Consider the following 25871-nt stretch of genomic DNA (forward strand, 5'->3'; position numbering starts at 1 on the left):
TTCATCTATTAATTCTATCTTTTACGATTAGATTTTTCTAAATAGCTACTTTAATCTTATTTTTGCAAAAATTTTTAAATTGAGTACTCGAGAAAATTGGATAAGTTGCAAGAATTGTAATGGACTTGGAAAAAAAAGTCAAGGAGTTTCGAAAAGGAAACTATCGCGTTATGAATTAGCTGTTGCTCAATCTAAAAAGAATGAAAATTTTATTACTCCAAATAAACCAAAAAGTTCGATGCAGATCTGTACTGTCTGCTCAGGAACCGGTTTGACAACTACAAATGAACATCCATCACCCAACGAAAAAAAATATCCTCATATTGCAATTGTCGGAGCTGGAATTGGTGGAATTGCATTGGCATTAGCGTGTTTACATCGTCAAATTCCTTTTACACTTTTTGAACGTGATCGAGCTTTCAACGATCGTTCCCAAGGTTATGGACTAACGTTACAGCAAGCTAGTAAAGAATTAAAAAAATTTGGAATCCAAACTTTAGAGGAAGGAATCGTTTCTACATTGCATTTAGCACATACTATAGAAGGAAATGTGATTGGCGAATGGGGAATAAGAAAATTGCAAGATAAAGAAGCGATTGAAGCTAAAAACAAGAATAAACATACCAATATTCACATTGCGAGGCAATCTTTACGCTTAGCTTTTTTAAATCAATTAGGTGGCAATAATCAAGTTTTATGGAATCATCAATTAGTCGATTTTAAAGTTGATGATAAAATAGAATTAACATTTGATGTTGATGGAATTCAAAAACACTTTAAAGCTGATTTACTTATTGGTGCAGATGGCATACGAAGTACAGTTCGTCGATTGGTTATAAATGAGGAAAATAGTCCATTACGTTATTTGGGTTGTATTGTTATTTTAGGCATTTGTAAACTGGATGCTTTAGCAAATTTAGAAAATCATTTATTGGATGGTGCAACGGTATTTCAAACAGCAAATGGAACTGAACGGATGTATATGATGCCTTATGATAAAGATTCGGTTATGTGGCAATTTAGTTTTCCAATGTTAGAAAATGAAGCGATAGCTTTGAGTAAAAAAGGTTCAGAGGCTTTAAAGATAGAAGTCGCTAAAAGAACGCATTGGCACTCTCCTATTCCTGAAATTATTGCAGCTACAGAACCCAAACAAATCACTGGATACCCCGTTTATGATCGAGATTTATTAATGTCAAATTTACTAGAAAATGCTGGCTCTGTCACTTTAATTGGCGATGCAGCTCATCCTATGAGTCCTTTTAAAGGACAAGGTGCAAATCAAGCTTTATTAGATGCTTTATTGTTAGCACAAAAAATAACATCAGCTTATAATAATATTCAAAATAAACAGATTAATTTACGTGAAGAAGTTTTACAACAATATGAAAAAGAGATGATGGAACGAAGTAGCGTTAAAGTGAAAAAGTCAGCAGATGCCGCAAAATTTTTACATTCAGATATTGTACTTCAAGAAGGTAACGTAACGTTTGGTTCTAAGTGGTCTTCTACTTTATAATTAATTATTCTAGATTTACTCATTCATAATCAATAAAAAAGGAGTTTTTACCTTTTGATAAAAACTCCTTTATATAAAACAACTACACAAATTATTTCAGGAATTTCTGTTGATATTCTTTTCTATATGCATAATAAAATACAACTGGAAGAATTGTAAAGGATAAGATTAAACAAATAATTAATCCTCCTACAATCATAATTGCCAAAGGCTTTTGAATTTCTGATCCCATTCCGGTAGAAAGTGCTGCTGGTAATAATCCCATCGATCCCATAAGCGCAATCATCACAACAGGGCGTATTCTACTTTTAACACCATTGACTATTGCTTCTTTTAATTGCATTTTATGCTTTAAATTATCTCGAATAACACCAATTAGAACAATTCCATCAATCGTTGCTACTCCAAAAAGAATAATAAAACCTATTCCCGCAGATATACCAAAAATGGTTCCTGTTACCCAAAGCGAAATAAATCCTCCAATAAAAGCAAAAGGCAGTGTTAATGCAGCTATCGCTGTGTCTTTTACATTTCCGAAATTGGTATACAATAATAATAAAATCAAAACTAACGAAATCGGAACGACCATTGCTAATTGTTTTGCTGCACGCTCTTTACTTTCGAATTCACCAGCCCATTCCATGTAATTTTCTTTCGGTAATTTAACTTCTTTCGCCACTACTTTCTTCGCTTCATCGATTGTACTTCCTAAATCACGACCTTCTATACTGAATCCTACACCGATATATCGACTATTTCCTTCTCGATAAATAAAAGCAGGTCCTGTTTGATAACCAATTGTAGCTATTTCCTGCAAAGGAACATTGTTCCCGTTACTTGTCGGAATCAAAATATTTCCAATTTTCTCAGGAGTATCTCTATAAGCTTCCTGAAAACGAAGAATAACATCAAACTGTCGATCATTTTCATAAAACTTAGTAGCTGCTTGTCCACCAATTGTCATTTCAATTACTGCCTGAACATCCGCTGTACTAATACCATATTTCGCCATTTTTGAATCACTCAATTCTATTCTAAGTTCAGGTAATCCAATATTTTTGTAAACATTGATATCCGTTATTCCATTTACTTTTTCGATAGATGAAGCTACCTTATTTGCATATTTTTCTAAATCATACAAATCATCACCAAAAATCTTAATAACTAATGAACTTTTTACACCTGCTACATATTCTTCAACATTATCTTGAATGGGTTGCGAAAATCCAAATACAATTCCAGGATAATGATTCAGTTTATCTCGCATCTCTTGAATAATCTCTTCTTTTGAAACCTTGCGCTTCCAATCTTTTTTATCTTTTAATTGAATATTAAACTCAATATTGAAGAATCCTGTTGGATCTGTTCCATCATTTGGTCGACCTGTTTGTGTTAAAATAAAATCAATTTCATCACAATCTTTCTGCATCAACTCTTTCATCTCTTTTGTTAATCGAGTTGACTCTTGTAAATTGACACTATTTGGTAAAGTTGCACGAATGTAAATTGCTCCTTCATTCAATTTCGGAAGAAATTCTGATCCATAATGTGAGAACTTAAACAAACAAAGAGCTAAAATCCCTAAAAAGATTCCTATTGTTGCTTTTTTATAACGAAATGCAGTTTCATATAATCCAAAAATAGTTTTCTGAAAAAATCGAGTAATAAAGTTCTCTTTCTCCTCCATATTTTTCTTAAAAAGCAACTTACACATTGCAGGAACATAAGTTAGACTCAATATTAAAGATCCTAATAATGCGTATCCTAATGTAAATGCTAAAGGAGAGAACATTTTACCTTCCACTTTTTGGAATGAAAATATCGGTAATAAAGCAACAATAAGAATAAGTAAGGCAAAGAAAATATAAGAAGCTACACTTCCTGCGCTTTTCTTTATAACACCCATTTTACTCATTTTCGCGAAACGTTCTGCTCCTACTTTATGTTGCATTGTAGCTAAAGCAACAAAAACTGTTTCTACAATTACCAAAGTTCCTTCTAACAACAATCCAAAATCCAATGACCCCATTGAAATTAAATTCGCTGGTAATCCTTGTATTTTCAACATAATAATTGCGAACAAAAAAGAAAGCGGAATAACCGAAGCTACAATAAATGTTGATTTCCAATTATATAAAAAAACAAAAACAATTAATGAAACCAATAAAATACCTTCAATAATATTTTTAGAAACCGTATGTACTGTATTATCCACCAATTTGGTACGATCTACAACTGTTTCAATTTTTACATTATCTGGTAAAGTTCTTGTATTTAATTCTTCAATCTTTGCTTTCAGATTTCCAATGACTTCTGATGGATTTTCTCCTCGTAGCATAATAACGATACCTTGAACCATATCATCATTTTCATTATAACCAACTTGTCCCAATCTAGGTTTATTTGAAACAACAACATCTGCTACATTTTTGATAAGAATTGGTGTAGAACCATTTAGAGCAACAGTAATATTTCCTATATCCTCTATCTTATCTAACAAACCAACACCACGAACTACATAAGCTTGATCTCCTTGCTGAATAACATCTCCACCTACATTTATATTTGATTTAGAAACTGCTTCGTAAACATCTAAAGGCGATAAATTATAATTTTTTAATTCGGTTGGATTGATTTTAATTTCATATGTTTTTTCTTCTCCACCAAAACTTACAACATCTGCAACTCCTGATACAGAAAGTAATTCACGTTCAATTACCCAATCCTGAATTGCTGTAACTTCCTTTATTGGCAAATCACTTTTGATCACATAACGAAAAATCTCTCCTGTTGCACCAGAAGGCGGCTCGATATCGGCATCTGCACCTTCGGGCAAATCAACGCCGTTCAACTTATTCGATACGTATTGTTGTGCATAAAAATCATCTACTCCATCTTCGAACTGAACCGTTACCACAGACAATCCAAAAAGTGAAATAGAACGAATATTCGACTTATGCGGAATGCTATTCATCACTTTCGAAACGGGCAAAGTCACCAACTTCTCCATTTCTTCGGCACTACGACCAGGCCATTGCGTAATGATACGCGCTCGGGTGTTCGTAACGTCTGGAAAAGCTTCGATTGGTGTGTGTTTCAACGCATAAATTCCCGTAAATAGAAGCGCAAACGTGGCAAATAAAATGAAAGTGGTGTTGCGTAACGAAAAAGTCACGACCGCTTGTACTAACTTTTTCATCCGATTATTTATTTAATTCTTCGTAAATCATCAAAGCATTTCGTGCAATGACTTTCTCATTTGGTGCAAATTTTTCTTCTACAAATGTGAATTCTTCATTCTGACCAATTGTCGTAATTTTTCGAATTTCCATTGTACAATCGTTTTTATACACCACCACATATTCCTTATTATTCTCGAAAACTTTGGCTTTGTTTGGTATCGCAAACGCATTTCCAACAACATTTTGTTTATCGATAATAATGTCAGCGCTCAAACCTGGCATCAAGTTCAAATCTTGATTTTCTAACACAACACGCGCTTTCAAAACGTGTTCATTTTCATCAAAAACATTGTATATTTTATCAATTTTTCCAATATAAATACGGTCAGGATACGCCATCGATTTCACTTTTACCGCATCTCCCTTTTTTACATATTGCAAATTATTAGCATAAATATTTACCATTACCCAAACTTGTCTTAGGTTTGAAATTGAGAAAAGATTTTCGTCTGAATCTGAAGTAATAGATTGACCAACACTCATATTTTTCTGAACGATATAACCATTTTTAGGTGATAAAATCTGGAATTGACCATTGCCAACTGCACGATACATTTTTAAGGTTGCATTGATTTTATCAATTTCAATTTGCGCAGATTGTAATTCGTGTTCTGCCTCTGTAACTTCGGGTTGAGAAGCCATTCCATCATTCAACAATTCTTTTTTCGACTTGATTTGTTTTCGAATCAAATCCATTTGATTTTGATGATAACGCTTTTGCTGTACCAAATCCAACACTTCGTTCGATTTTACAACTGCCAAAACTTGACCTTGACGCACATAATCACCTAATTCAAAATTCACTTTATCTACCACTCCTTGCAGCAAACTTTTAAAACCAACCAAGTCATTTTCGTTGTATTCAATTTTTCCTGACAAGGTTAATTGTTCGTGAATTGGTTGCTGCAAAACTGGTACAATTTCGGTTGACTTTTTCAATTGCTCGTTCAAACAAAATTTGTTTTCTTTTACCACTTCTTTCTCGGTTTCTTGCTTGTTACAACTACTTAAAACCAAAGTAAAAGCAGCTAAAAAATAAAAAGTTTTTTTCATCATTTTATAAATCTTGTCCAACGATATAATTTAGTTCTTCGAATGTGTTTTGATAATTTTCCAATAAATCCAAATAAGCTTTTTGAGATTCGCGATAAGCCTGCGTAAAATCAATAAATTCTAATAAAGTGATTTGTTTATTTTGGAGATGTTTTTTGTAATTGTCAATCATGGTTAGTTGCTCTTGATTGTTCAATTTTTTCCACTGAATAAGAGCTTTATCCAATTGACTAATTTGATTTTGAAGTCGATCGATCGAAATATCTAACTCAGAATGTAGCGCATTTTTCGTAATTTGTTGTTGATTCAGTACAATTTCTGAAGCTTTGATGTTTCCTTTATTCGTATTAAAAATCGGTAAATCAATGCTTACTCCAACACCAACAAAATCGCGCATAATATTTCCACCTCGATCATAAATTACTTGAAAAGCCAAATCTGGTGTACGTTGTGCTTTTTCTAAAATCAATTGTTTTTCAGCTAAATTGATTTCATTCTCTTGTTTTTTTAACGCTATATTTTGCTCTTTCGCTAATTGTTTAGCATTAAATGGAATTGATTTGGAGTGAGAATTGAATCTTGAAAAATCGATTTCATTTACATTTAAATCTGAGTTTTGCGTTAACAATCGAAGTTTATTGATGTATTCAATTTCTTGATTTTCTAGCTCAATTTGATCTTTTTGTAAACCAATTAATTCGGTTTGAAGTCTGTAAAAATCTGCTTTTGGAACATTTTTTAAATCTGCTTGTCGCTGATATTGTGTCATCATCTGTTCAAATAAATCAACGCTATTTTGTAATTCTTTCTTTTCAGATTGAATACGCGCCAACGAAAAATATGTTTGTCTCAATTCTTTTTTCAGCTCACGCAACAATTCCTCATACTCAAAAAGTGCTGAATTCTTCTCTAATTCTTTAATTGCAACACGCTTTTTTCGTTTACCAGCGGTTTCAATTAATTGCTCTAATTCGACAGAAATTTGTTGATTTTTCCCGTATTTACCGAATAAATAAGGCTGTTCTTCTACATTATAAGTTTTCCAAAGATTAACCTCAGAAATACTCAACGTTGGATTTTGCCATAATTTCTCCTGAATAATTTCAGCATCAATTCTGTCAACATTGAATTTATTCGCAATGAGCGCATAATTTTTTTGTAAAAACGCTGCTTCTAGATTGTCCAACGTTACGTTTTGCGCTTGTGTTTGCATCGCAAAAATAATTGGAATTGCAGTATAATAGATCTTCTTCACTTCTACTCTTTATGAAAATTCAAAAGTAAAAGTGTAAGATTAAGGCGAGTTTTAAGTTAGATTAAAAGTAGATTAGAAAATGAGTTTAACAATCGTTCCTTTAGGTTTATTTGGGACAATTTCGATATCAATTTGATGAAGTGTAAAAATAATATTCGCCATCGAAAGTCCAATACCTTTTCCTTGAAAATCTTGCGTGTTTTTTCCTCGAAAAAAGTTTTGTTTAATTTGTTTGATATCGGTTTCTAAAATACCAATTCCCAAATCGGAAATATGAATTTGTAAACGATGATTGATTTCCAAAAACTGTACTAAAATCGGTTGATTGTTCGAATATTTTATCGCGTTACTTACTAAGTTATTCAACGCAACTTCTAATAATTTTTCGTTTCCTTGAATGGTTAACAATTGATTATTTTCGACTTGTAAATCCACATTTATACGTGCTTGATGATACAAAATAGCATTTTCAATCACTTGCCAAACTACCTCATCAATTCGAATTTGATTAAATTCAAAACTCGTTTTTGCACCCGAAAGCAACATCATTTGGTCTAACGTTTCTTGCAAATCATTCGTATATTGTTTCAGTTGTACAATCACGTTTTCGTATTCTTCGAGCGTTCTTTTTTTATGATTCGTTACTTCTAAAGTTCCTAATAATGCAGTAATTGGCGTTCGTAATTCGTGCGAAACATAATCGATAAAATTCTTTTGTACATTAAAAGTTTGCGCCATTCGATCAATAAAATGATTGTAAGTTTTAATTAAATCCTCAATCTCTGCATACGACTTATTGAGCTTTAAAGGTTCAGTAAAATTCTTTGCATCACGCTCTTTTATTTGCTCAATAATTTTTGTAATCGGTTCATAAGCAATTACTCCTAAAAAATTAGAAAATAGATAAATAAAAATCAACCCAACCAATGAAACCGAAATCAAAATTTGAAGTAACGATTGCATTTGTTCGTTAAATTCTTGTTTAGATTCACGCGTGATTACAACAAAATCACCTTCATTATCACGATAAAAAATTCCGTTATAAAAGAAATCTTTACTTGTAAAAAAATCTGATTTATTGGCACGAATATTTTCTATAAAATTGGTTGAAATATCTTTATTAGACGACATATTTCCATTGTATTTTTTGTTGTTATGATCAACAATTAAAATATTTTTTCGGGAAATCGTCTTCTCTAATTGATTTTTGATATTATTATGTTCTAAAACAGGTAATTCGTCCTTTTCTAAATAATAAATAGAAGCCAAAAGTGTCTTATTCTGCAATGATTTGATCTCTTTTTTCTCCATTTCGGTATAAAAAGAAAAATAAATAATTGTAGAAACAATCAAAATAATGATACTAAAAATAATGACTGAATAAAGCGCTAATCGATGTTTTAACTTCATAATTTAAGCTTTAAACATATAACCAACGCCTTTTACTGTATGAATATATTTCATACCATTTTTCTCTATTTTATTACGCAAATACGAAATGTAAACATCCACAACATTGGTGTGATTATCGAATGTTATTCCCCAAACAGCATTTAAAATTTGGATACGAGTAACGGTTTTATCTATATTTTCGATTAAATAATTCAACAACTTAAATTCACGAGGAGAAAGCTCTGTTTCTTCTTGATTGACAAAAACTTTGTATTGATCCAAATCGATTTCTAAGTCATCAAAAATCAATTTATTTTCAGGAATTTCTTGTGAACGAAACTGATTACGACGCGTTAAAGCTTTGATTCGCGATAATAATTCGTCGAAATGAAATGGTTTTGTAATGTAATCATCTGCACCATAGTCCAAAGCTGAAACTTTATCTTGAACTGTATTTAATGCACTTAACATCAAAATTGGAGTGAATATTTTTTTGTAACGAAGTGTTTGTACAAGCTGAATTCCATCCATTTTTGGTAACATAATGTCACAAATAATCAAATCAAACTGAATCGTAAGAAATTCATCTAAAACAGTTTCCGCATCTTTACAAAGCGTAACCAAATGTCCATTTTCTTCTAATCCTTTGATTAAAAAATCGCTAATTCGCTTATCATCTTCGATTACTAAAATTTGCATATACTTTCCATTTTTCCAAAATTAATGAAATTGATCAAGATGAGATGAATATAGCAAATTTTCTAATTGGATTTTAATTTAAAAAGAACAAAATTCAATAAAAAACGAGCAATAAATTGCTCGTTTTTTATATTCAATAATTCGAAGTCTAATCTCCTTCTCCACTATTTTTCATCGCAGTCAAAAGATTATATGCTCCTTTCGAAACATAGACTTTTCCTGAATTTTGAGGAGATTTTATTTCAATCATTTTATTCGCAGAACCTCCTATTTCTACAAGAACTAATCGAAACTGATTTTTAGTTTGTCTTTCGAACACATAGTCTTTTCCTTCAAACTGAATTACAGCTTCTTCTGGTAAAACATTCGCGTCAAGCGAATTCACTTGCAATTCGATATTGAAATACATATTCGCTGTTAATCGCGTACCATTCGCATTCGTAATTCGTGCAAAAACATCAACCGTTCCATCTTCATTCACTTGATTTGAAATTGAGGTGATTTGCGCATCTAACTTTTGATCTGGTTTTGCATTGGTATAAGCTTTCAAAAATTGACCAATCTGAATGTTACTCAGATCCTTTTCAAATACTTTTACATTCAACAAAGAACGATCTGGATTAATAATTTCTAACATCGCATCTGCTGGCGAAATATATTGTCCTGTATTCGCAAAAACCTGACTCACCATTCCGCTAATCGGTGCATAAACATTGATGGTACGTCGGATATTACTCAACGAAACTGAGGAAGGATTGATATTCATTAATCTTAGTTTCTGTTCCAAGGAACTTTTCTTTACCATCAACGATTGACGTGTTGCTTTCGCTTGTTGCATCACTTTGTCACTTGCTGCTTGCTCTGCATTCAAATCCTTTTGACGAACATAATCTGCACTAGCCTGCTCTAACAAAGCTTTTGTTGTGAGATAATCTTCTTGCATTTGGATATACTGCGGATCTTCTAAAACCACCAAAACTTGTCCTTTATTGACATAATTTCCTGGAATTAGTGCAATTCGTTTCACATAACCACCAAAGGCATTGGTGATAGAAATAGTATTTTCTGGGGTTACTGCCGTCTTTGCATTTAGCCGAATAGTTGTAGGTAAATTCTGATGACGTAAAGAGGTTGTATCAATTTCAAAATTCTTTAATTGAGCATCTGTCAACTTTAAAATTGAAGTAGAAATAGTTGCTTTTTGCTCTACTTCGGGTTTTGTTTCTTCTTTGTTACAACTCATCACAACAAAAGATGTACAAAGCATTAAGATATATTTTTTCATATTATTGTGCAGTATAAAAAGTCATTGCGGCATAAGCCTGATTACGTAGATTCTTTGCTTCTAGAAACTTTGTTTTCACTTCGATGATTTGATTATTCAGAATCACCCAATCCAAAAAATTAATCTCTCCTTCTAGTAATTGACGATTAATTGTTTTTTGTAAATCATTCGCAGCAGGAAGTTGAGTTTGCTCAAAATCTCCTACTATTTCTTCGTAAGCGTTTACTTTATTTTTTAAAACATCAAAATCTTGTTGCAACTTCGATTGTTGTAAAGTATACGCTTGTTTTGCAAGATCAGTTTTAACTTTTGAGGCTTCAATTGACGAATTAATTCCTCTATTAAACAAAGGTAAGCCAACTCCTACTTGAAAAGAATTGTATCGATTTTGATCCAAGTCAGAAAAGCTTTGATTTGAATATCCAACTGTTAAAACTGGAACTTTTTTCGATTTTTCAACTTCAGTTTCTAAAGTAGAAGTCTGAATATTTTCTTCAGCTAATTTTAACATTGGATGTACATTTGAAACAGATAATCCTGCAATTTCACTCCAATTTACACCATCTTTTGTTGGATAAATTTTGAATGATGAATTGGTTAAAAATTGAATTTGTCTTGATTCATTTTCTAATTCATTTTCGACTAATTTCAATTGATTTTGAATCGATTTCAACTGAATAATAGCCGTTGAAACCTCACTTCGGTTTGATTCACCTTTCTTCAAACGTAAATTTGCTTTCTTCAAAAACTCTTGGTAAATCAATTCATTTTCTTTCAATAAATCTTGTTGATATTCTGTATTTTGCATATTGACATACAGATTAGCTAATCGTTGTTTAATTTCAACTTTCGTCAATTGTTCATTTGCTTTAGAAGTACTGATCATTTGTTCGTTCAAAGCTTTTTGACGTTTAAAAACCACAGGAAATTGAAACGATTGCGAAATAGTAAACTTGTTATCAAATTCACCTGAATTCACTTGTCCAAATTCCGCAGCTATATCTAAAGGTGAAAGCGAACGATTGGCAAACACATTTTTCTCGTGATAAACAGTAGTCAATTCTGCTTGTTTAATTTCGAGGTTATTCGCGTCAGCTAACTTGACAACTTCATCAAAACTCATACGTTCTTGCGCATTAGCAGTTGTTCCAAACAAAGCTAGAACTAATAAAATAGCTGTAGGAATTGATTTATGACGAGTTGATTTCTTTTTAAAATGAATATTTTCGAACATAACATATAAAATTGGTAAAACAAATAAAGTAAGGAAAGTCGCGCCCATTAATCCTCCAATAACAACAGTTGCTAATGGACGTTGAACTTCTGCGCCCGAACCATTACTAAGAGCCATTGGTAAGAAACCTAAAGAGGCTACGGCAGCTGTCATTAGAACGGGACGAAGACGAGTTCGTGTTCCCATAATAACAATTCGAGTTGTATTTTTAATTCCGTTATCACGTAGACGATTGTATTCTGATATTAATACAATTCCGTTTAGAACGGCAATTCCAAAAAGTGCGATAAATCCAACTCCAGCACTAATACTAAAAGGCATATCTCGCGCAGCTAAGAATAGTATTCCACCGATTGAAGAAAGCGGAATGGCTGTATAAATTAATAAACTTTCTTTGATTGATTTGAATGCAAAAAATAACAAGACAAAAATCAAAACCAAGGCGACTGGAACAGCGATACCTAAACGAGCTTTAGCATGATTCAAATTTTCGAAAGCTCCACCATAGGTTGTATAATAACCTGTAGGAAGTTTTATTTGAGCATCAACTTTTTGTTGTAATTCTTGTACAACACTTTCTATGTCGCGTCCTTTTACGTTAAATCCAACAACAATTCTACGTTTTGCATCTTCGCGCTGAATTTGATTTGGCGTATTTTTATAATCTACTTTTGCTAGTTGATTCAATGGAATCTGAATTCCAGAAGCAGTAGGAATCAATAAATTTCGAATATCTTCGATATTTTCGCGTTTATCTTCTGCTAAACGAACCACCATATCAAAACGTTTTTCACCTTCGAAAACCATTCCAGTAGATTGTCCTGCAAAAGCCATATTAATAATACGATTTGCTTCTCCAATACTCAATCCATATTGCGCTAATAAAGCGCGATCAAACTCAATCACAACTTGCGGAATTCCATTAATTGGTTCAATATATAAGTCTTGCGCTCCTTTTACAGTATTGATTATTTTTCCTAATTTATCTGCATTATTGGCTAAACTATCTAAATTTTCACCAAATATTTTCACCACCACATCTTGTCGTGCTCCTGTCATTAATTCGTTAAAACGCATCTGAACAGGAAATTGAAATCCCGTTGAAAGTCCTGGAACATCTTCCAAAGCTTTACTCATTTTATCCGATAATTCTGGAAAAGTTGTGGCAGAAGTCCATTCTTTTTTAGGTTTCAATACAATAATCATATCTCCTGTATCCATTGGCATTGGGTCAGTAGGAATCTCTCCACTCCCAATTTTTGTCACAACCATTTCAACTTCAGGAAATTCATCTTTTAAGATTTTTGCAGCTTTGGTCGTATATTCTTTCGTTGTCGTAATATTACTTCCTAGTAAAATACGTGCTTCTACAGCAAAATCGCCTTCTTCTAAAGCTGGAATAAATTCACCTCCTAAACGAGACATCACAAAAACAGCAATAGCAAATAGAGAAAGCACAATTGCTAAAATAATAGTACGAACTTTTAAGGCTTTGATTAAATATTTCTGATGGAAAATCTCAATTTTAGCCATTACACGATCCGATAAATTTGGTTTGACTTTCTTCTTTTTACTTAAGAATAAAGTAGTCATCATCGGAACATAAGTCAACGAAAGAATAAATGCACCAATCAGAGCAAAAGCAACTGTTTGCGCCATTGGTTTGAACATCTTTCCTTCTATTCCTTGTAAAGTAAAAATTGGTAAATAAACGATTAGAATAATAATTTGACCAAAAACAGCCGAATTCACCATTTTTTTAGCTGAAGAACCAACTGTTTGATCCATTTCAGTTTGCGTTAATTTATTCTTCAACCCAAATTTTTTGTTGTGTGCTAACTGATGCATCGCCGCTTCTACAATAATCACAGCACCATCGACAATCAATCCGAAATCTAATGCGCCTAAACTCATCAAGTTTCCACCTACACCAAAAATATTCATCATAATAATCGCGAATAATAAGGCCAGAGGAATGACAGAAGCTACAATAAAACCAGCACGTAAATTACCTAAGAAAAGTACCAAAATAAAGACAACGATTAAGGCTCCTTCAAGTAAATTCGTTTCAACCGTATGAATAGTATTGTCAACCATTTTTTTACGGTCTAAGAAAGGTTCAATAACAACTCCATCAGGTAACGTCTTTTTGATCTCTTCGATACGTTGTTGTACATTCTTAACCACTTCGTTACTATTCGCTCCTTTCAACATCATAACAATTGCACCAGAAACTTCACCTGTATCGTTATATGTCATTGCACCATAGCGTGTAGCAAAACCAGTTTTTACATCTGCAACATCTCTCAATAAAATAGGTGTTCCGCTTTGCGAGCGTTTGACCAAAATATTTTCGATATCTTCTATTTTACCAATTAAACCTTCAGAACGGATGAATAAAGAAGTAGGACCTTTTTCGATATAAGCTCCACCTGTATTTTGATTATTCTCACTCAGTGCATCAAATAAATCATTAATTGTCAGACTAAAAGATTGTAAACGTTGCGGATCAATTGCAATTTCGTATTGCTTCAATTTTCCTCCGAAACTACTCACATCTGCCACACCAGGAACGCCTAAAAGTTGACGACGAACAATCCAGTCTTGAATTGTTCTTAATTCAGTTTCATCATATTGATCTTCGTAACCTTCGGCGGGACGAACAACATATTGATAGATTTCGCCCAAACCTGTCGAAATTGGACCAAGTTGTGGTTCTCCAATACCTTCGGGAATCTCATTTTGAACCTGAATCAATCGTTCACTTACTTGTTGTCGCGCCCAATAAACATCTGTATTGTCATCAAAAACAATGGTTACCAATGATAATCCAAAACGAGAAAAACTACGAATTTCGGTAATCCCACCAATATTAGAATTAGCTTGTTCGATAGGAAAAGTCACTAAACGCTCAATATCTTCTGCACTAAAAGAAGGCGCTACAGTGATAATTTGAACCTGATTAGATGTAATATCAGGTTGTGCATCAATGGGTAATTTTGTCGCATCGTAAATACCAAATATCAACAAAGCCAACGTAAACAAACCCACGATAAATTTATTCTTGATTGAAAAATCAATAATTTTATTTAACATCGTAAAATTGTATAGATTAAAAATGTGCTAAATACAAGTTGTAAATAGCTGAAATTGGATAAATTGAAAGAATCAATCTATCATAAATCTAAAAAAAATCACGCTTGTTTTGGCGGTTGCCAGATAGAATCTAAATAATAAGTATGTAAAAAATCTTCATCAAATATTTTGATTGAAGTGGTAGAAATTTCTTTATCTAAGTGTAAAATATCAAAGAGTTTTATAGGAGAGAAAAAAAAGTCGATATGAACAAACTCAACTTTCATGAAAGGTAATTTTTGGTCAGTTTCCCAATCCGCATCAACCTCATGTCCTCCATAATGATGAACTAAAAAAGTTTTCATTTCATCCAAAAAATCTCCTCCTTTATCATGTTCAATAAAATGAGAAATAAACACAGGCAATTTATATAACTGACAAAATTGAGTTGAAGTCGTTATATAAAAAAAAATAAAAATTTTAGTTGCCCATAGTTTCACGACCCAAATGTACAGTCAATTTTGCTTTCTTTCAAATTTAATTAATGGAAAAATCTCGTTAAACTTACTTAGAAACCTCTTTCTTCGTAAATAAATGAGAAATTACTTCGAGTTTATCATGATCGAATAAACACAAACCTTCAACATAGAAAGGTGTAAAATGAAAACTTTGTTGATCTACGATTCCAAATTCTTTCAGTTTTGGTTCGTAAACGACAAAACCTGTACGCAAGAATGGTTTTTTAGAGACTTTATACAACACAATATCATTGGTAAATAATCGTCGATTTCGTTTATCCAATATATCTATTCCAATATCTATGGTATCAAATTGTAAAGCATTTTCGTGCCAAGAAAACTCGTTATAACCTTTAAAATAGGTCACTCCATCTATCTCCTTCGCAAAACCTTCTACTTTATTTTTGTTTCGTAATCGATAATATCCAATCGTTTTCATCTGGCAAATTTGCAATAAAAAAATTTAAAATAGAAACGAGCAATATTAAAATAGATGATTAAATTTATCATCCGAAAACAACTAACACAATGTACAAAATATATCCACAAAAAAGATACAATGAAACCTTAGCTTTGCTGAAACAATTTGCTCAACCTACTGATAAAATTCTTGATTTAGGAATCAAAAATCCTTTTACAGATGTGATGTTGGAAAATGGTTTTGATGTAAAAAATACAAATGGCGACGATTTGGACTATTATTATAAGGATTTGCAAAATTATGATGCTAACTTTGTAACGGCTTTAGAAATTTTAGAACATTTGGTAAATCCAATGGAAGTGCTAAGAAATTTGCCTGGAGATAAATTATTAGCTTCAATTCCGATGCGTTTGTGGTTTTCGCCTGCTTATCGTAATCAAAATGATGCGCGAGATGTACATTATCACGAATTTGAAGATTGGCAATTTGACATGTTAATGGAAAAAGCTGGATGGAATGTAATACATCGTCACAAATGGACGCATCCATCAAACAAACTGGGAATAAGACCCTTATTAAGAAGAATTACACCAAGATATTATGCTGTCTACGCAGAACGAAAAAAAGACTTTACTTACTAAATACTCTATTGTTATACCTGCACATAACGAAGAAGATTTTATTGCGATTACGCTAAATTCTCTCGTTAATCAAACTGTTTTGCCATATGAAGTGATTGTTGTAAATGATCATTCAACCGATAAAACGCAACAAATTGTAGAAGAATTTACAACAAAATATCCGTTCATCAAATTAAGAAATATATTATCAAAAGGTGAACATCAACCAGGAAGCAAAGTGATACAAGCTTTCTTGAAAGGTTACGAAATCATTGATCCTAATTATGATATTATTGTTAAATTGGATGCAGATTTAGATATTCCGTTTAATTATTTTGAGACTATTTTAACTCATTTTAATCAAGATGAAGATATTGCAATGGTTGGTGGTTTTGCGTATATTGACAAAGACGGAAAATGGATTCTTGAAAATCTGACAGATAAAGACCATATTCGTGGCGCATTTAAGGCTTATCGAAAAAATTGTTACGAAAAAATTGGTGGATTACGCGCACATATGGGTTGGGATACAGTAGACGAATTGTTGTGTAAATATTATGGTTGGAAAGTTGTTACAGACGAATCTTTACACATCAAACATCTAAAACCAACTGGTGCTAGTTACAATAAATCGGCACTTTACAAACAAGGTGCAGCTTATTATGCATTAGGTTACGGATTTTGGATTACATTAATTGCTGGCACAAAATTGGCTTTACGTAAAAAGAAACCCACCTATATTTTGTATTATTTGAAAGGTTTTTTTGAAGCTAAAACCAATGGTACAAAAAAAATGGTAAATCGAGATCAAGAGAAATTCATCCGAGATTATCGTTGGTCGAAAATGAAACAAAAAATAAAAGGTTAAATCTAACATGCGATATTGGTTAACATACACACTATTTATCTTTCCATTCATCAGCTTTGCGCAAAATAAGTTGATTACTGGTTCTGTGGTTGTAGACGAAGGAAACGATTATATTTCCTCAGTTTCTGGTGCTCGTATAGAAAATCTGACGTCAGAAAGTAAGACATATACAAGCCCTTCGGGTTATTATTCTATCCAAGCAAATGTTGGCGACACGATTTTGTTTGAAGCAGATTTTTTGATTCCTAGAAAAATTGTAATCAACCAAAATATTTACAACAAAGGTTTTTTACAAGCACATTTGGATATTGAAACAATTGAATTGAGTGGTGCTACAATTGGTAAAGGTCCTTTACAACCTAAATATCACAAGGATAATAAAACAGATTTGTACGATAAAATGGGACTTGATCAACGTTTACGAGATTTAGAACCTAAAAGAGATATTGCCAAATTCAAACCAATGGATGTTTTAAATCCTGTTCGATTAATTGGTCATATGAATGGTTTTTACCGTGAGCAACGTCGTGTACGTAATTACGAAACAAAACTTTCTCTTGTTCAAGAAGTTAAACATTATTATCCAACAGATTTTTATACGAATCAATTACAAATTCCTGAATATAAAATAGAAGAATTTTTATATTATGTTAATGCACGTTATCCGCTTCAAGAAAAAGTTTTGAGTAGACAATTTGGCACGATAATGATTGATTTAGAGTCTTATGCGAAAGATTATTTGAATGAATTAAATCAAAACAAAAATCAATAATTCTTAATAGATTTTTAAAATTTAGCCAATAAACGTTAACAAAATTGATGCTAATTTATTAAGACTTATCTTCGTACAAATAATTAAACGTATAATCACGAACAATTGAAATCACTATTTACCATTCTAATATTGCTGTTATCGAATTTTATTTTCGCACAAGAAAAATGGGTTCAGGGAAACATTATTATTGATGATTCTGACGATACAGCAGAAGGAGTTTACGTTACAAATCTTAGAACAAATCATACAACAATTTCTAATTTTACAGGAACTTTTCTTATTCAAGCAAAAGTAAATGACACGCTAAAAATACAATCTGATTGGTACGAAAATCGACTAATTATCTTAAGACCAAATTTGTTCAATAAACAAACAATTGTAGTCCATTTAGCTGTTCAGACAATTCAATTGAATACCGCATATATTGGTCAAAAGTTGACAGGAATCCTTGAAAAAGATGTAAAAAATGGGAAAAAAGCTGATGTTGTAACAAAACTTTATAAAAGTCTTGGCGTTAATCCTGATATCAAACCTATAAAAGACACATCTTCGTTGAAAGCTGGATTTTTGAGTGGAGATATTACGTTGACGAGATTGGATATTGGACGTATTTATGATGTTTTTTCTGGTAAAGCAAAACAACGAAAAGCATTGCTTGATTATGAAGATAAGTATGACAAAATTACAAAAATCAAAAATTATTTTGGTGAAGATTATTTCACAAATGATTTAAAAATTCCGAAATTCAAAATCAGAGATTTCATTGAAAATGCATTAACAAATACCGAATCTAAAATAGAATTGAATGATGTAAATTATTTCAAATTACTTCAATTATTTAATTCTTACAGTAAAATATACCTCGACTTTTTATACGGAAAAGTACCAAATAATACGAAAATCATCAAAAAAGATACGATAGACGATTAAAAAAAGAGCTTGATAAATCAAACTCTTTTTTTGGTTTTATAAATTGTGTGAAATTAGTTTTTATAAGAAATCCATTTCACCATTTCTTTCACAGTTGGTTTTTTACCATAAATTAAAATTCCAATTCTATAGATTTTTCCAGCAATATAAACCATAAATATTGTACTGATTAACAGCAAAAATAAGGATAAAGCTAATTGCCAAATCGGAACATCGAACGGAATTCGAGTAATCATTGAGATGGGAGAAGTCAATGGAATCATTGATAACCAAAAAGCAACTGGACCATCAGGATTTTCGAAAGTTGTCATACTTCCGTAAAGTCCAATCATCATCGGAACTAAAGGAAAATATGTGAATTGTTGCGTATCAGTATCATTGTCAACCGCAGAACCAATTGCTGCGAAAACAGAGCTGTAAAACAAATATCCCAAGATGAAATAAGCAATAAAAGCAAAAATGATTAACGGATAATTAAACGTCAACAACACTTCGCTAATTTCTGTTACTTTTTGCATCATATCTGGGTTAGTTTCCGCTAATTGTGCTTGATTCATCATTTGTTGTGACATATCCATTCTCGATGCTGCAATTGCAGGAAATAAAATCAATAACCCCATTGTCATTCCAATCCATATTGCAAATTGCGTCACTGCAACCATTGTCGTTCCTAAAATTTTACCCATCATTAATTCGAAAGGTTTTACAGAAGAAATGATAATTTCTACAACGCGATTATTTTTTTCTTCAACCACAGAACGCATTACTTTTACACCATAAATCATCACAAACATGAAAATAATGTAAGTTAAAAACATCGATAATCCGATTTTCAACTCCATTCCTTTATCTTCTTTTCCGTCTGTAACGTTAAAAACATTCAGGTTAACACGTGCCTTAGAAGCTTCTAAAGCCGCTTTGTCAATACCAGATTTTGCCTGTTTTTCTTTTTCTATTTTATCACTAATCGTTCTCGAAAGTTTTTCACGATCAGTAATTCCAAGATTTCCATTTGTGATTAATTCAGTATTTTTCTCGATATTTTCATAATTTCCATCTGTATTTTTCGGAATATGAAGAATCGCATTCAAATATTCGCTTCCTTTCAAAGTATCTTTGATAGATTTCAACTCTTGAGGCGTGTAAATACTAAACATCATTTGTTTAGTCGATTTAAACGAGGTTACAAACTCTGTACTTTCATCTACAATTGCAATATTTTTCACTTCCGAATTATTCGCAGAACTCAAAAAGAAAATCACCGCTCCTGCCCCAACAATCAACAAAGGCGAAAGAAAAGTCATAACAATAAACGCTTTGTTTTTTACTTGAGAAAAGAACTCGCGTTGTGCAACTAAAAATATATTTTTCATTTGATAATTAGCTTAAAGATTAGGAATTGAACTTTGTTTAACGGCTTCCAAAAACACATCATTCATCGAAGGAATAATTTCTTTGAATTGATGAACTTGCCCAACTTGCATCAATTTATCTAAAATCACATTAGTTGGTGTTTCTTTATTGTATAACAAATTAAATTCAGTTCGTTGATTAATGTTTCGTACATCCGAAATCTCAAATTCATTCGCTAAATTTTGAAGAGAATCAGCGGGAATTTCATTCAATTGAATCGAAAATTTCCCTGTCTTAAATTGATTTCTAACTTCTTCAATTGTTCCATCTAATACTTTATTCGATTGATTAATCAAAGCAACATGATCACACATTTCCTCTACAGATTCCATACGATGCGTCGAAAAAATAATTGTCGTTCCTTTATCTCTTAATTCAAGAATTTCATTCGCAATAATTTGTGCATTTACAGGATCAAAACCACTAAAAGGTTCATCAAAAATCAGCAAAGAAGGATTGTGAATAACTGTAATCACAAACTGAACTTTTTGTCCCATTCCTTTCGACAACTCGCTCAATTTCTTGTTCCACCAAGACATCATATCAAGTTTCTCGAACCAATATTCGGTACGTTTTTTAGCTTCCGCAGAAGAAAGACCTTTCAGTTTTGCAAAATACAGTGCCTGTTCTCCAACCTTCATATTCTTATACAAACCACGTTCTTCTGGCATATAACCAACTTGCCCAATTGATTTTTTTGTCAAGGGTTCTCCATTTAGCAAAATAGTTCCACTATCTGGCGCCGTAATTTGATTGACAATACGAATAAAAGTTGTTTTTCCAGCACCATTTGGTCCCAAAAGTCCATAAATAGAACCTTGTGGAATATTGATACTAAAATTATTAAGCGCAACTTTATCTTTATATTTTCTTGTTAAGCCTTGAGCTTGCAATAAAAATTCCATTTTCTATATCATTTGATTTGTAAAATTAGTAAGAAGAAAGTAAATTTTGTTACAGATTTTAATGAGATTCATTCGGATCCCATACAATTTCTTTAAAATTAATCACTTTATCATTTATAATCTCTACACCTTCATTTTCTAACAATTGTTGCATCAGACTCGAAGGATTAAAATGATGTTTTCCAGTTAACAAACCATTTCTGTTTACAACACGATGCGCAGGAACATCTTCTCGATTATGTGCATGATTCATTGCATAACCAACCACGCGAGCCGAAAATTTTTCTCCTATATATTTTGCAATCAATCCATAAGTAGAAACACGTCCTTCGGGAATTTGACGAACTATTTCATAAATTTTCTCATAAGTATCAGAAATGATTTTTGTCATAATCTAAACATTTATTGTAAATTTAAAGAAAGTAATAGAATATGAGCCAAAAAGTTCCAATTAAATCTCTTTTAAGCCGACCACGTTTTAAGGTTTTTACGCATTTATCAAAACAAGAATTTATTGATTTAATCAAAAAACATCTCGAAACTAATTCTACCGAATATGGAGGTTATGCCAATCAGGAAGTTGCGATGATTCGTGTCCGCAAAGACAAGGATAAATATTGGCACCCGCAATTACAAATCAGAATTGAAGATGACGATGATCATCCTAACTATTTGGTTGTAAGAGGAATTATTGGTCCCCCTTCTAATGTTTGGACATTTTTCGCATTTTTGTATGGTTTGAGCGGAGCTATTTTTATCACCTTAGGCTCTTATGCGGTTTCCGAATATATTGTACAAGGAAATAGTGTATGGATTTGGAGTATTCCTATTGCATTATTGATTACTTTAGGAACCTATTTAGCGAGTTTATATGGTCATTATTTGGCAAAATATCAGCTAGGAAGATTGTATCATTTCGTGAATGAATTGCTTCGTGATGCAGAGTTTTATCAAAATAGCGACGAAATCAAAGAATAAAAAAAGCGACCTAAATAGGTCGCTTACAAGAAATATGTTGAGATAATATATTAATTAGATTACTTTCACATTAACGGCGTTGATGCCTTTTTTTCCTTGTTCTAAGTCAAAAGATACTTTATCGTTTTGAGCTACTTTGTCTGTTAAACCAGAAACGTGTACGAAGTACTCTTTTCCTGATTCGTCATCTTTAATAAATCCGTATCCTTTTTCTTCATTAAAGAATTTTACAGTTCCTTTATTCATAGTATTTTATTTTCGTTGATAAAGATATAAGATTTATTTACAAAACCAATATTAATTTTTAGTTTTTTTTATAACAATTTTTTTAGCCTATAATTTCATTATAATTTTGCTTCAAATCATAATATTTTGGCAGGAATTTATATTCATATCCCGTTTTGTAAACAAAAATGCAGCTATTGCGACTTTCATTTTTCGACAAATCTTCAACATAAATCAAATTTAATTCAAGCAATTAATAAAGAACTTGAGATCAGAAAAGATGAAATTTCAACACCTTTAGAAACGATTTATTTTGGAGGAGGAACACCTTCTATCCTGTCCGAAATTGAATTAGAAAGTATTTTCGAAACGATTTATAAAAATTATTCAACCAAAAATTTAAAGGAAATTACACTCGAAGCGAATCCTGATGATTTGAATAAAGAAAAACTTAATTTCTTAAAATCAACTCCGATTAATCGTTTTTCGATTGGTGTTCAATCATTTTTTGAAGAAGATTTGAAATTAATGAATCGAGCACATAATGCACAAGAAGCTGAAACTTCAATAAAATTGGCGCAAGATTTTGGTTTCGAAAATATCACTATTGATTTGATTTATGGTTCTACGACCACAACCAACGAAATGTGGAAGCAAAATTTGCAAAAAGCAATTGAGCTGAATGTTCCACATATTTCTTCTTATGCGTTAACAGTCGAAGAAAAAACAATTTTAAATCATCAAATCAAAAAAGGAATCACAAAACCGGTTGATGAAGATCGTCAAAACGAACAATTTCAACTTTTAGTTGACACTTTAACTTCGAATGATTTTATTCAATATGAAATCTCTAATTTCGGAAAAGAAGAGTATTTTTCTTTACACAATTCTAATTATTGGAAAGGAATTCATTATTTAGGAATTGGACCTTCTGCGCATTCTTATAACGGAAAAACTCGTGCTTGGAACATTGCAAATAATTCTAAATACATACAAGCTATCAACGAAAATAATCTACCTCAAGAAATTGAAGTTTTAAATGAAGTAGAAAAATTTAATGAAATGATAATGATAGGATTGAGAACAATTTATGGAATAGATTTAAATCGAATTAATTCAGAATTTTCTCAACCTTTAGTTAATTCTTTTCATCAAGAACTCAATCAATTAATCAACGAAAATTTAGTCGAAAAGAAAGAAAATAAAATTATTTTGAAACCCGAAGCAAAATTTTTCGCAGACGGAATTGCTTCTAGATTATTTTACATCAATTAATTTGTTAAATTTGCGATATGAATGATAACAGACCAATTGGTGTTTTCGACTCTGGAGTTGGTGGTTTGACGTTTGCAAAAGAAATAAAACGTCTGCTACCAAACGAAAGTTTGATCTATTTTGGCGATACTCAAAATTTGCCTTATGGAGAAAAATCGAAAGAAGCGATTACACAATTTTCGGTAGACATTACTAATTTTTTAATAGACAATAATTGTAAAGCGATTTTAGTTGCATGTAATTCTGCAACCGCTAATTCGTTGAAAGAAATTAGAGAAGCTGCAGGAAAAGATGTTCCTGTTATCGATGTTATTTCGCCTGTTGCGGAGAAAGTTTCGTTCGAATTAAGAGAAAAAATAGGTGTTATTGCAACAAAAGCAACTGTAAATTCGGGCGCGTACAAGAAAGCAATTCGTCGTCGAAATAAACATATTACGGTTATTGAAATGGCTACTCCTCTCTTAGTACCTGTTATCGAAGAGGGTTTTACAAATTCTACGATTTCTAAAGCAGTTTTAGAAACGTATTTATTGAACAAAAAATTAGAAGGAATTGATTCGATTATTTTAGGATGTACGCATTATACACATCTGGAAAAAGAAATCAATCAAGTATTTGAAGGAAAAGTTGATATCGTAAATTCACCTTTAATTGTCGTGAATCAAGTAATTTATCAATTGGCAAAAGAAGGAAAATTGGCTGCGAAAGATACTGTTGCAAACTATACATTTTATATTTCTGACAATACAGATAATATTATAAAAGTGGCAAAAAAATTCTTTGGAAAAGATATTCAATTAATTGAGAAAAATTTAGAAACGAAATAGAACCGACCATTATTTGTCGGTTTTTTTATAAAATATTACGAACAAACAAAAACAAATCATTACATGGAAAAATCAGCAGAATTAATTGCATTAGAAGAAAAATACGGAGCGCATAACTATCACCCACTTCCAGTTGTATTGGAAAAAGGTGAAGGTGTTTACGTTTGGGATGTTGATGGAAAAAAATATTTCGACTTTTTATCAGCTTATTCAGCTGTTAATCAAGGTCACTGTCATCCTAGAATTATTAAAGCGTTGAAAGATCAAGCCGAAAAATTAACGTTAACTTCTCGTGCTTTTTATAATGCGGAATTAGGAAAATACGAAAAATTTATCACAGAATTATTCGGTTTCGATCAAGTATTGCCAATGAATACGGGTGCAGAAGCTGTAGAAACAGCGCTAAAAATTGCTCGTAAATGGGGTTACGAAAAGAAAGGAATTCCAACTGGTGAAGCGATTATTGTAGTATGTAAAGACAATTTCCATGGTCGTACAACTACTATTATTTCTTTCTCGAATGATGAAGATGCACGTAAAAATTTCAATCCTTACACAAGTGGTTTCGAAGCTGTAGAATACAATGATGTTGAAGCTTTGAAACAAATTTTAGAAGAAAAAGCAGATAAAATTTGTGGATTCTTAGTAGAACCAATTCAAGGAGAAGCTGGTGTTAATGTACCTTCTGAAGGATATTTGAAAGCTTGTGAAGAATTATGTAAACAACATAATGTTTTATTTATCGCGGACGAAATTCAAACAGGAATCGCACGTACAGGAAAAATGTTAGCAATCGATCACGAAAATATTGATGCTGATGTTTTAATCTTAGGTAAAGCCGTTTCAGGTGGAGCTTATCCAGTATCTGCAGTTTTAGCAAATGATGAAATAATGAATGTCATCAAACCAGGACAACACGGTTCTACTTATGGAGGTAATCCATTAGCTGCGGCTGTTGCTACAGAAGCTTTGCAAGTTGTTTTGGACGAAAAATTAGCTGAAAATTCTGAAAAATTAGGACAAATTTTTAGAACAGAAATCACGAAAATGGCTGAAGAATTTCCATTATTCAAATCAGTTCGTGGAAAAGGTTTATTAAATGCAATTTTAATCAACGATACACCAGAATCTGAAACAGCATGGAATTTCTGTGTTGCAATGAAAGACAACGGATTATTAGCCAAACCTACACACGGAAACATCATTCGTTTCGCTCCTCCTTTAGTGATGAACGAAGAACAATTACACGAATGTTTAGCGATTATTCGTAAAACTGCACAAGAGTTTAATAAATAATCAACAATAAAATGATATAGAAAAAACCTGATGAAATTTCATCAGGTTTTTTTATATTCGAAACTT

The 25871-nt window shown here is 31.9% G+C and carries 22 protein-coding genes; 9 read left to right on the forward strand and 13 right to left on the reverse strand.

Features of this window, described 5'->3' with window-relative positions:
* Positions 1–79 precede the first annotated feature (79 nt).
* Entirely contained in the window at positions 80–1519 is a 1440-nt protein-coding gene (locus N5D46_RS00360; RefSeq protein WP_280048889.1) for an NAD(P)/FAD-dependent oxidoreductase, read from the forward strand.
* Between the two features lie 91 nt (positions 1520–1610).
* Here the strand turns inward: N5D46_RS00360 and N5D46_RS00365 are convergent, their stop codons facing one another.
* The 9 genes from N5D46_RS00365 to N5D46_RS00405 all read right to left on the reverse strand — a co-directional run bounded on the left by N5D46_RS00365 (position 1611) and on the right by N5D46_RS00405 (position 15711).
* Positions 1611–4718 (reverse strand): CusA/CzcA family heavy metal efflux RND transporter, encoded by a 3108-nt coding sequence (locus N5D46_RS00365; protein WP_280048890.1) that lies wholly within the window; start codon positions 4716–4718, stop codon positions 1611–1613.
* Between the two features lie 4 nt (positions 4719–4722).
* Positions 4723–5814 (reverse strand): efflux RND transporter periplasmic adaptor subunit, encoded by a 1092-nt coding sequence (locus N5D46_RS00370; RefSeq protein WP_280048891.1) that lies wholly within the window; start codon positions 5812–5814, stop codon positions 4723–4725.
* 4 nt (positions 5815–5818) lie between these two features.
* Entirely contained in the window at positions 5819–7069 is a 1251-nt protein-coding gene (locus N5D46_RS00375) for a TolC family protein (RefSeq protein WP_280048893.1), read from the reverse strand.
* A gap of 72 nt (positions 7070–7141) precedes the next feature.
* Complete coding sequence (locus tag N5D46_RS00380; protein ID WP_280048894.1) at positions 7142–8479, reverse strand: HAMP domain-containing sensor histidine kinase; 1338 nt, start codon at positions 8477–8479, stop codon at positions 7142–7144.
* A gap of 3 nt (positions 8480–8482) precedes the next feature.
* A complete protein-coding gene (locus tag N5D46_RS00385; protein ID WP_125349494.1) occupies positions 8483–9160 on the reverse strand; it encodes a response regulator transcription factor in 678 nt (225 codons plus the stop codon).
* A 148-nt stretch (positions 9161–9308) separates the two neighbouring features.
* Complete coding sequence (locus N5D46_RS00390; RefSeq protein ID WP_125349493.1) at positions 9309–10445, reverse strand: efflux RND transporter periplasmic adaptor subunit; 1137 nt, start codon at positions 10443–10445, stop codon at positions 9309–9311.
* 1 nt (position 10446) lies between these two features.
* Complete coding sequence (locus tag N5D46_RS00395) at positions 10447–14775, reverse strand: CusA/CzcA family heavy metal efflux RND transporter (protein WP_280048895.1); 4329 nt, start codon at positions 14773–14775, stop codon at positions 10447–10449.
* 98 nt (positions 14776–14873) lie between these two features.
* Positions 14874–15179 carry a hypothetical protein gene (locus N5D46_RS00400; protein ID WP_125349491.1) on the reverse strand — a complete coding sequence of 102 codons (306 nt, stop codon included), beginning with the start codon at positions 15177–15179 and terminating at the stop codon, positions 14874–14876.
* Between the two features lie 139 nt (positions 15180–15318).
* Positions 15319–15711 carry a hypothetical protein gene (locus N5D46_RS00405; RefSeq protein WP_125349490.1) on the reverse strand — a complete coding sequence of 131 codons (393 nt, stop codon included), beginning with the start codon at positions 15709–15711 and terminating at the stop codon, positions 15319–15321.
* An 89-nt stretch (positions 15712–15800) separates the two neighbouring features.
* Here N5D46_RS00405 and N5D46_RS00410 point away from each other — a divergent pair, with 89 nt between their 5' ends.
* From N5D46_RS00410 to N5D46_RS00425, 4 genes are all read left to right on the forward strand, one after another.
* Positions 15801–16334 (forward strand): methyltransferase, encoded by a 534-nt coding sequence (locus N5D46_RS00410; RefSeq protein WP_125349489.1) that lies wholly within the window; start codon positions 15801–15803, stop codon positions 16332–16334.
* Positions 16294–17181: a glycosyltransferase family 2 protein gene (locus N5D46_RS00415; protein ID WP_115000295.1), complete on the forward strand. Its 888-nt coding sequence runs from the start codon at positions 16294–16296 to the stop codon at positions 17179–17181. Before N5D46_RS00410 ends, N5D46_RS00415 begins: the two co-directional genes overlap by 41 nt.
* A gap of 7 nt (positions 17182–17188) precedes the next feature.
* Positions 17189–17953 (forward strand): hypothetical protein, encoded by a 765-nt coding sequence (locus N5D46_RS00420; RefSeq protein WP_147279985.1) that lies wholly within the window; start codon positions 17189–17191, stop codon positions 17951–17953.
* Positions 17954–18058: 105 nt separating this feature from the next.
* On the forward strand, positions 18059–18886 hold the full coding sequence (locus tag N5D46_RS00425; RefSeq protein WP_280048896.1) for a hypothetical protein: 828 nt from the start codon (positions 18059–18061) through the stop codon (positions 18884–18886).
* Positions 18887–18939: 53 nt separating this feature from the next.
* Here N5D46_RS00425 and N5D46_RS00430 read toward each other — a convergent pair whose 3' ends face one another.
* The 3 genes from N5D46_RS00430 to N5D46_RS00440 are packed head-to-tail and all read right to left on the reverse strand — an operon-like array spanning position 18940 to position 21595.
* Positions 18940–20259, reverse strand: a complete 1320-nt coding sequence (locus tag N5D46_RS00430; protein WP_115000391.1) for an ABC transporter permease — start codon at positions 20257–20259, stop codon at positions 18940–18942.
* 12 nt (positions 20260–20271) lie between these two features.
* Entirely contained in the window at positions 20272–21204 is a 933-nt protein-coding gene (locus N5D46_RS00435) for an ATP-binding cassette domain-containing protein (RefSeq protein ID WP_038330560.1), read from the reverse strand.
* A gap of 58 nt (positions 21205–21262) precedes the next feature.
* Entirely contained in the window at positions 21263–21595 is a 333-nt protein-coding gene (locus N5D46_RS00440; RefSeq protein WP_115000393.1) for an MGMT family protein, read from the reverse strand.
* A 41-nt stretch (positions 21596–21636) separates the two neighbouring features.
* On the opposite strand from N5D46_RS00440, the gene N5D46_RS00445 reads away from it, so the two are divergent.
* Positions 21637–22182 carry a hypothetical protein gene (locus N5D46_RS00445; protein WP_115000395.1) on the forward strand — a complete coding sequence of 182 codons (546 nt, stop codon included), beginning with the start codon at positions 21637–21639 and terminating at the stop codon, positions 22180–22182.
* A gap of 54 nt (positions 22183–22236) precedes the next feature.
* Here the strand turns inward: N5D46_RS00445 and N5D46_RS00450 are convergent, their stop codons facing one another.
* Positions 22237–22428 carry a cold shock domain-containing protein gene (locus tag N5D46_RS00450; RefSeq protein ID WP_038330556.1) on the reverse strand — a complete coding sequence of 64 codons (192 nt, stop codon included), beginning with the start codon at positions 22426–22428 and terminating at the stop codon, positions 22237–22239.
* Positions 22429–22554: 126 nt separating this feature from the next.
* On the opposite strand from N5D46_RS00450, the gene hemW reads away from it, so the two are divergent.
* The 3 genes from hemW (at position 22555) to rocD (ending at position 25805) form a co-directional block, all read left to right on the forward strand.
* Positions 22555–23682 carry a radical SAM family heme chaperone HemW gene (gene hemW, locus N5D46_RS00455; protein WP_280048897.1) on the forward strand — a complete coding sequence of 376 codons (1128 nt, stop codon included), beginning with the start codon at positions 22555–22557 and terminating at the stop codon, positions 23680–23682.
* A gap of 17 nt (positions 23683–23699) precedes the next feature.
* Positions 23700–24509, forward strand: a complete 810-nt coding sequence (murI, locus tag N5D46_RS00460) for a glutamate racemase (RefSeq protein WP_125349482.1) — start codon at positions 23700–23702, stop codon at positions 24507–24509.
* Between the two features lie 63 nt (positions 24510–24572).
* Positions 24573–25805: an ornithine--oxo-acid transaminase gene (rocD, locus tag N5D46_RS00465; protein ID WP_125349481.1), complete on the forward strand. Its 1233-nt coding sequence runs from the start codon at positions 24573–24575 to the stop codon at positions 25803–25805.
* Positions 25806–25871 lie beyond the last annotated feature (66 nt).

Origin of the sequence: Empedobacter sp. GD03865, assembly GCF_029840775.1 — a bacterium.
Classification (GTDB): domain Bacteria; phylum Bacteroidota; class Bacteroidia; order Flavobacteriales; family Weeksellaceae; genus Empedobacter; species Empedobacter falsenii_B.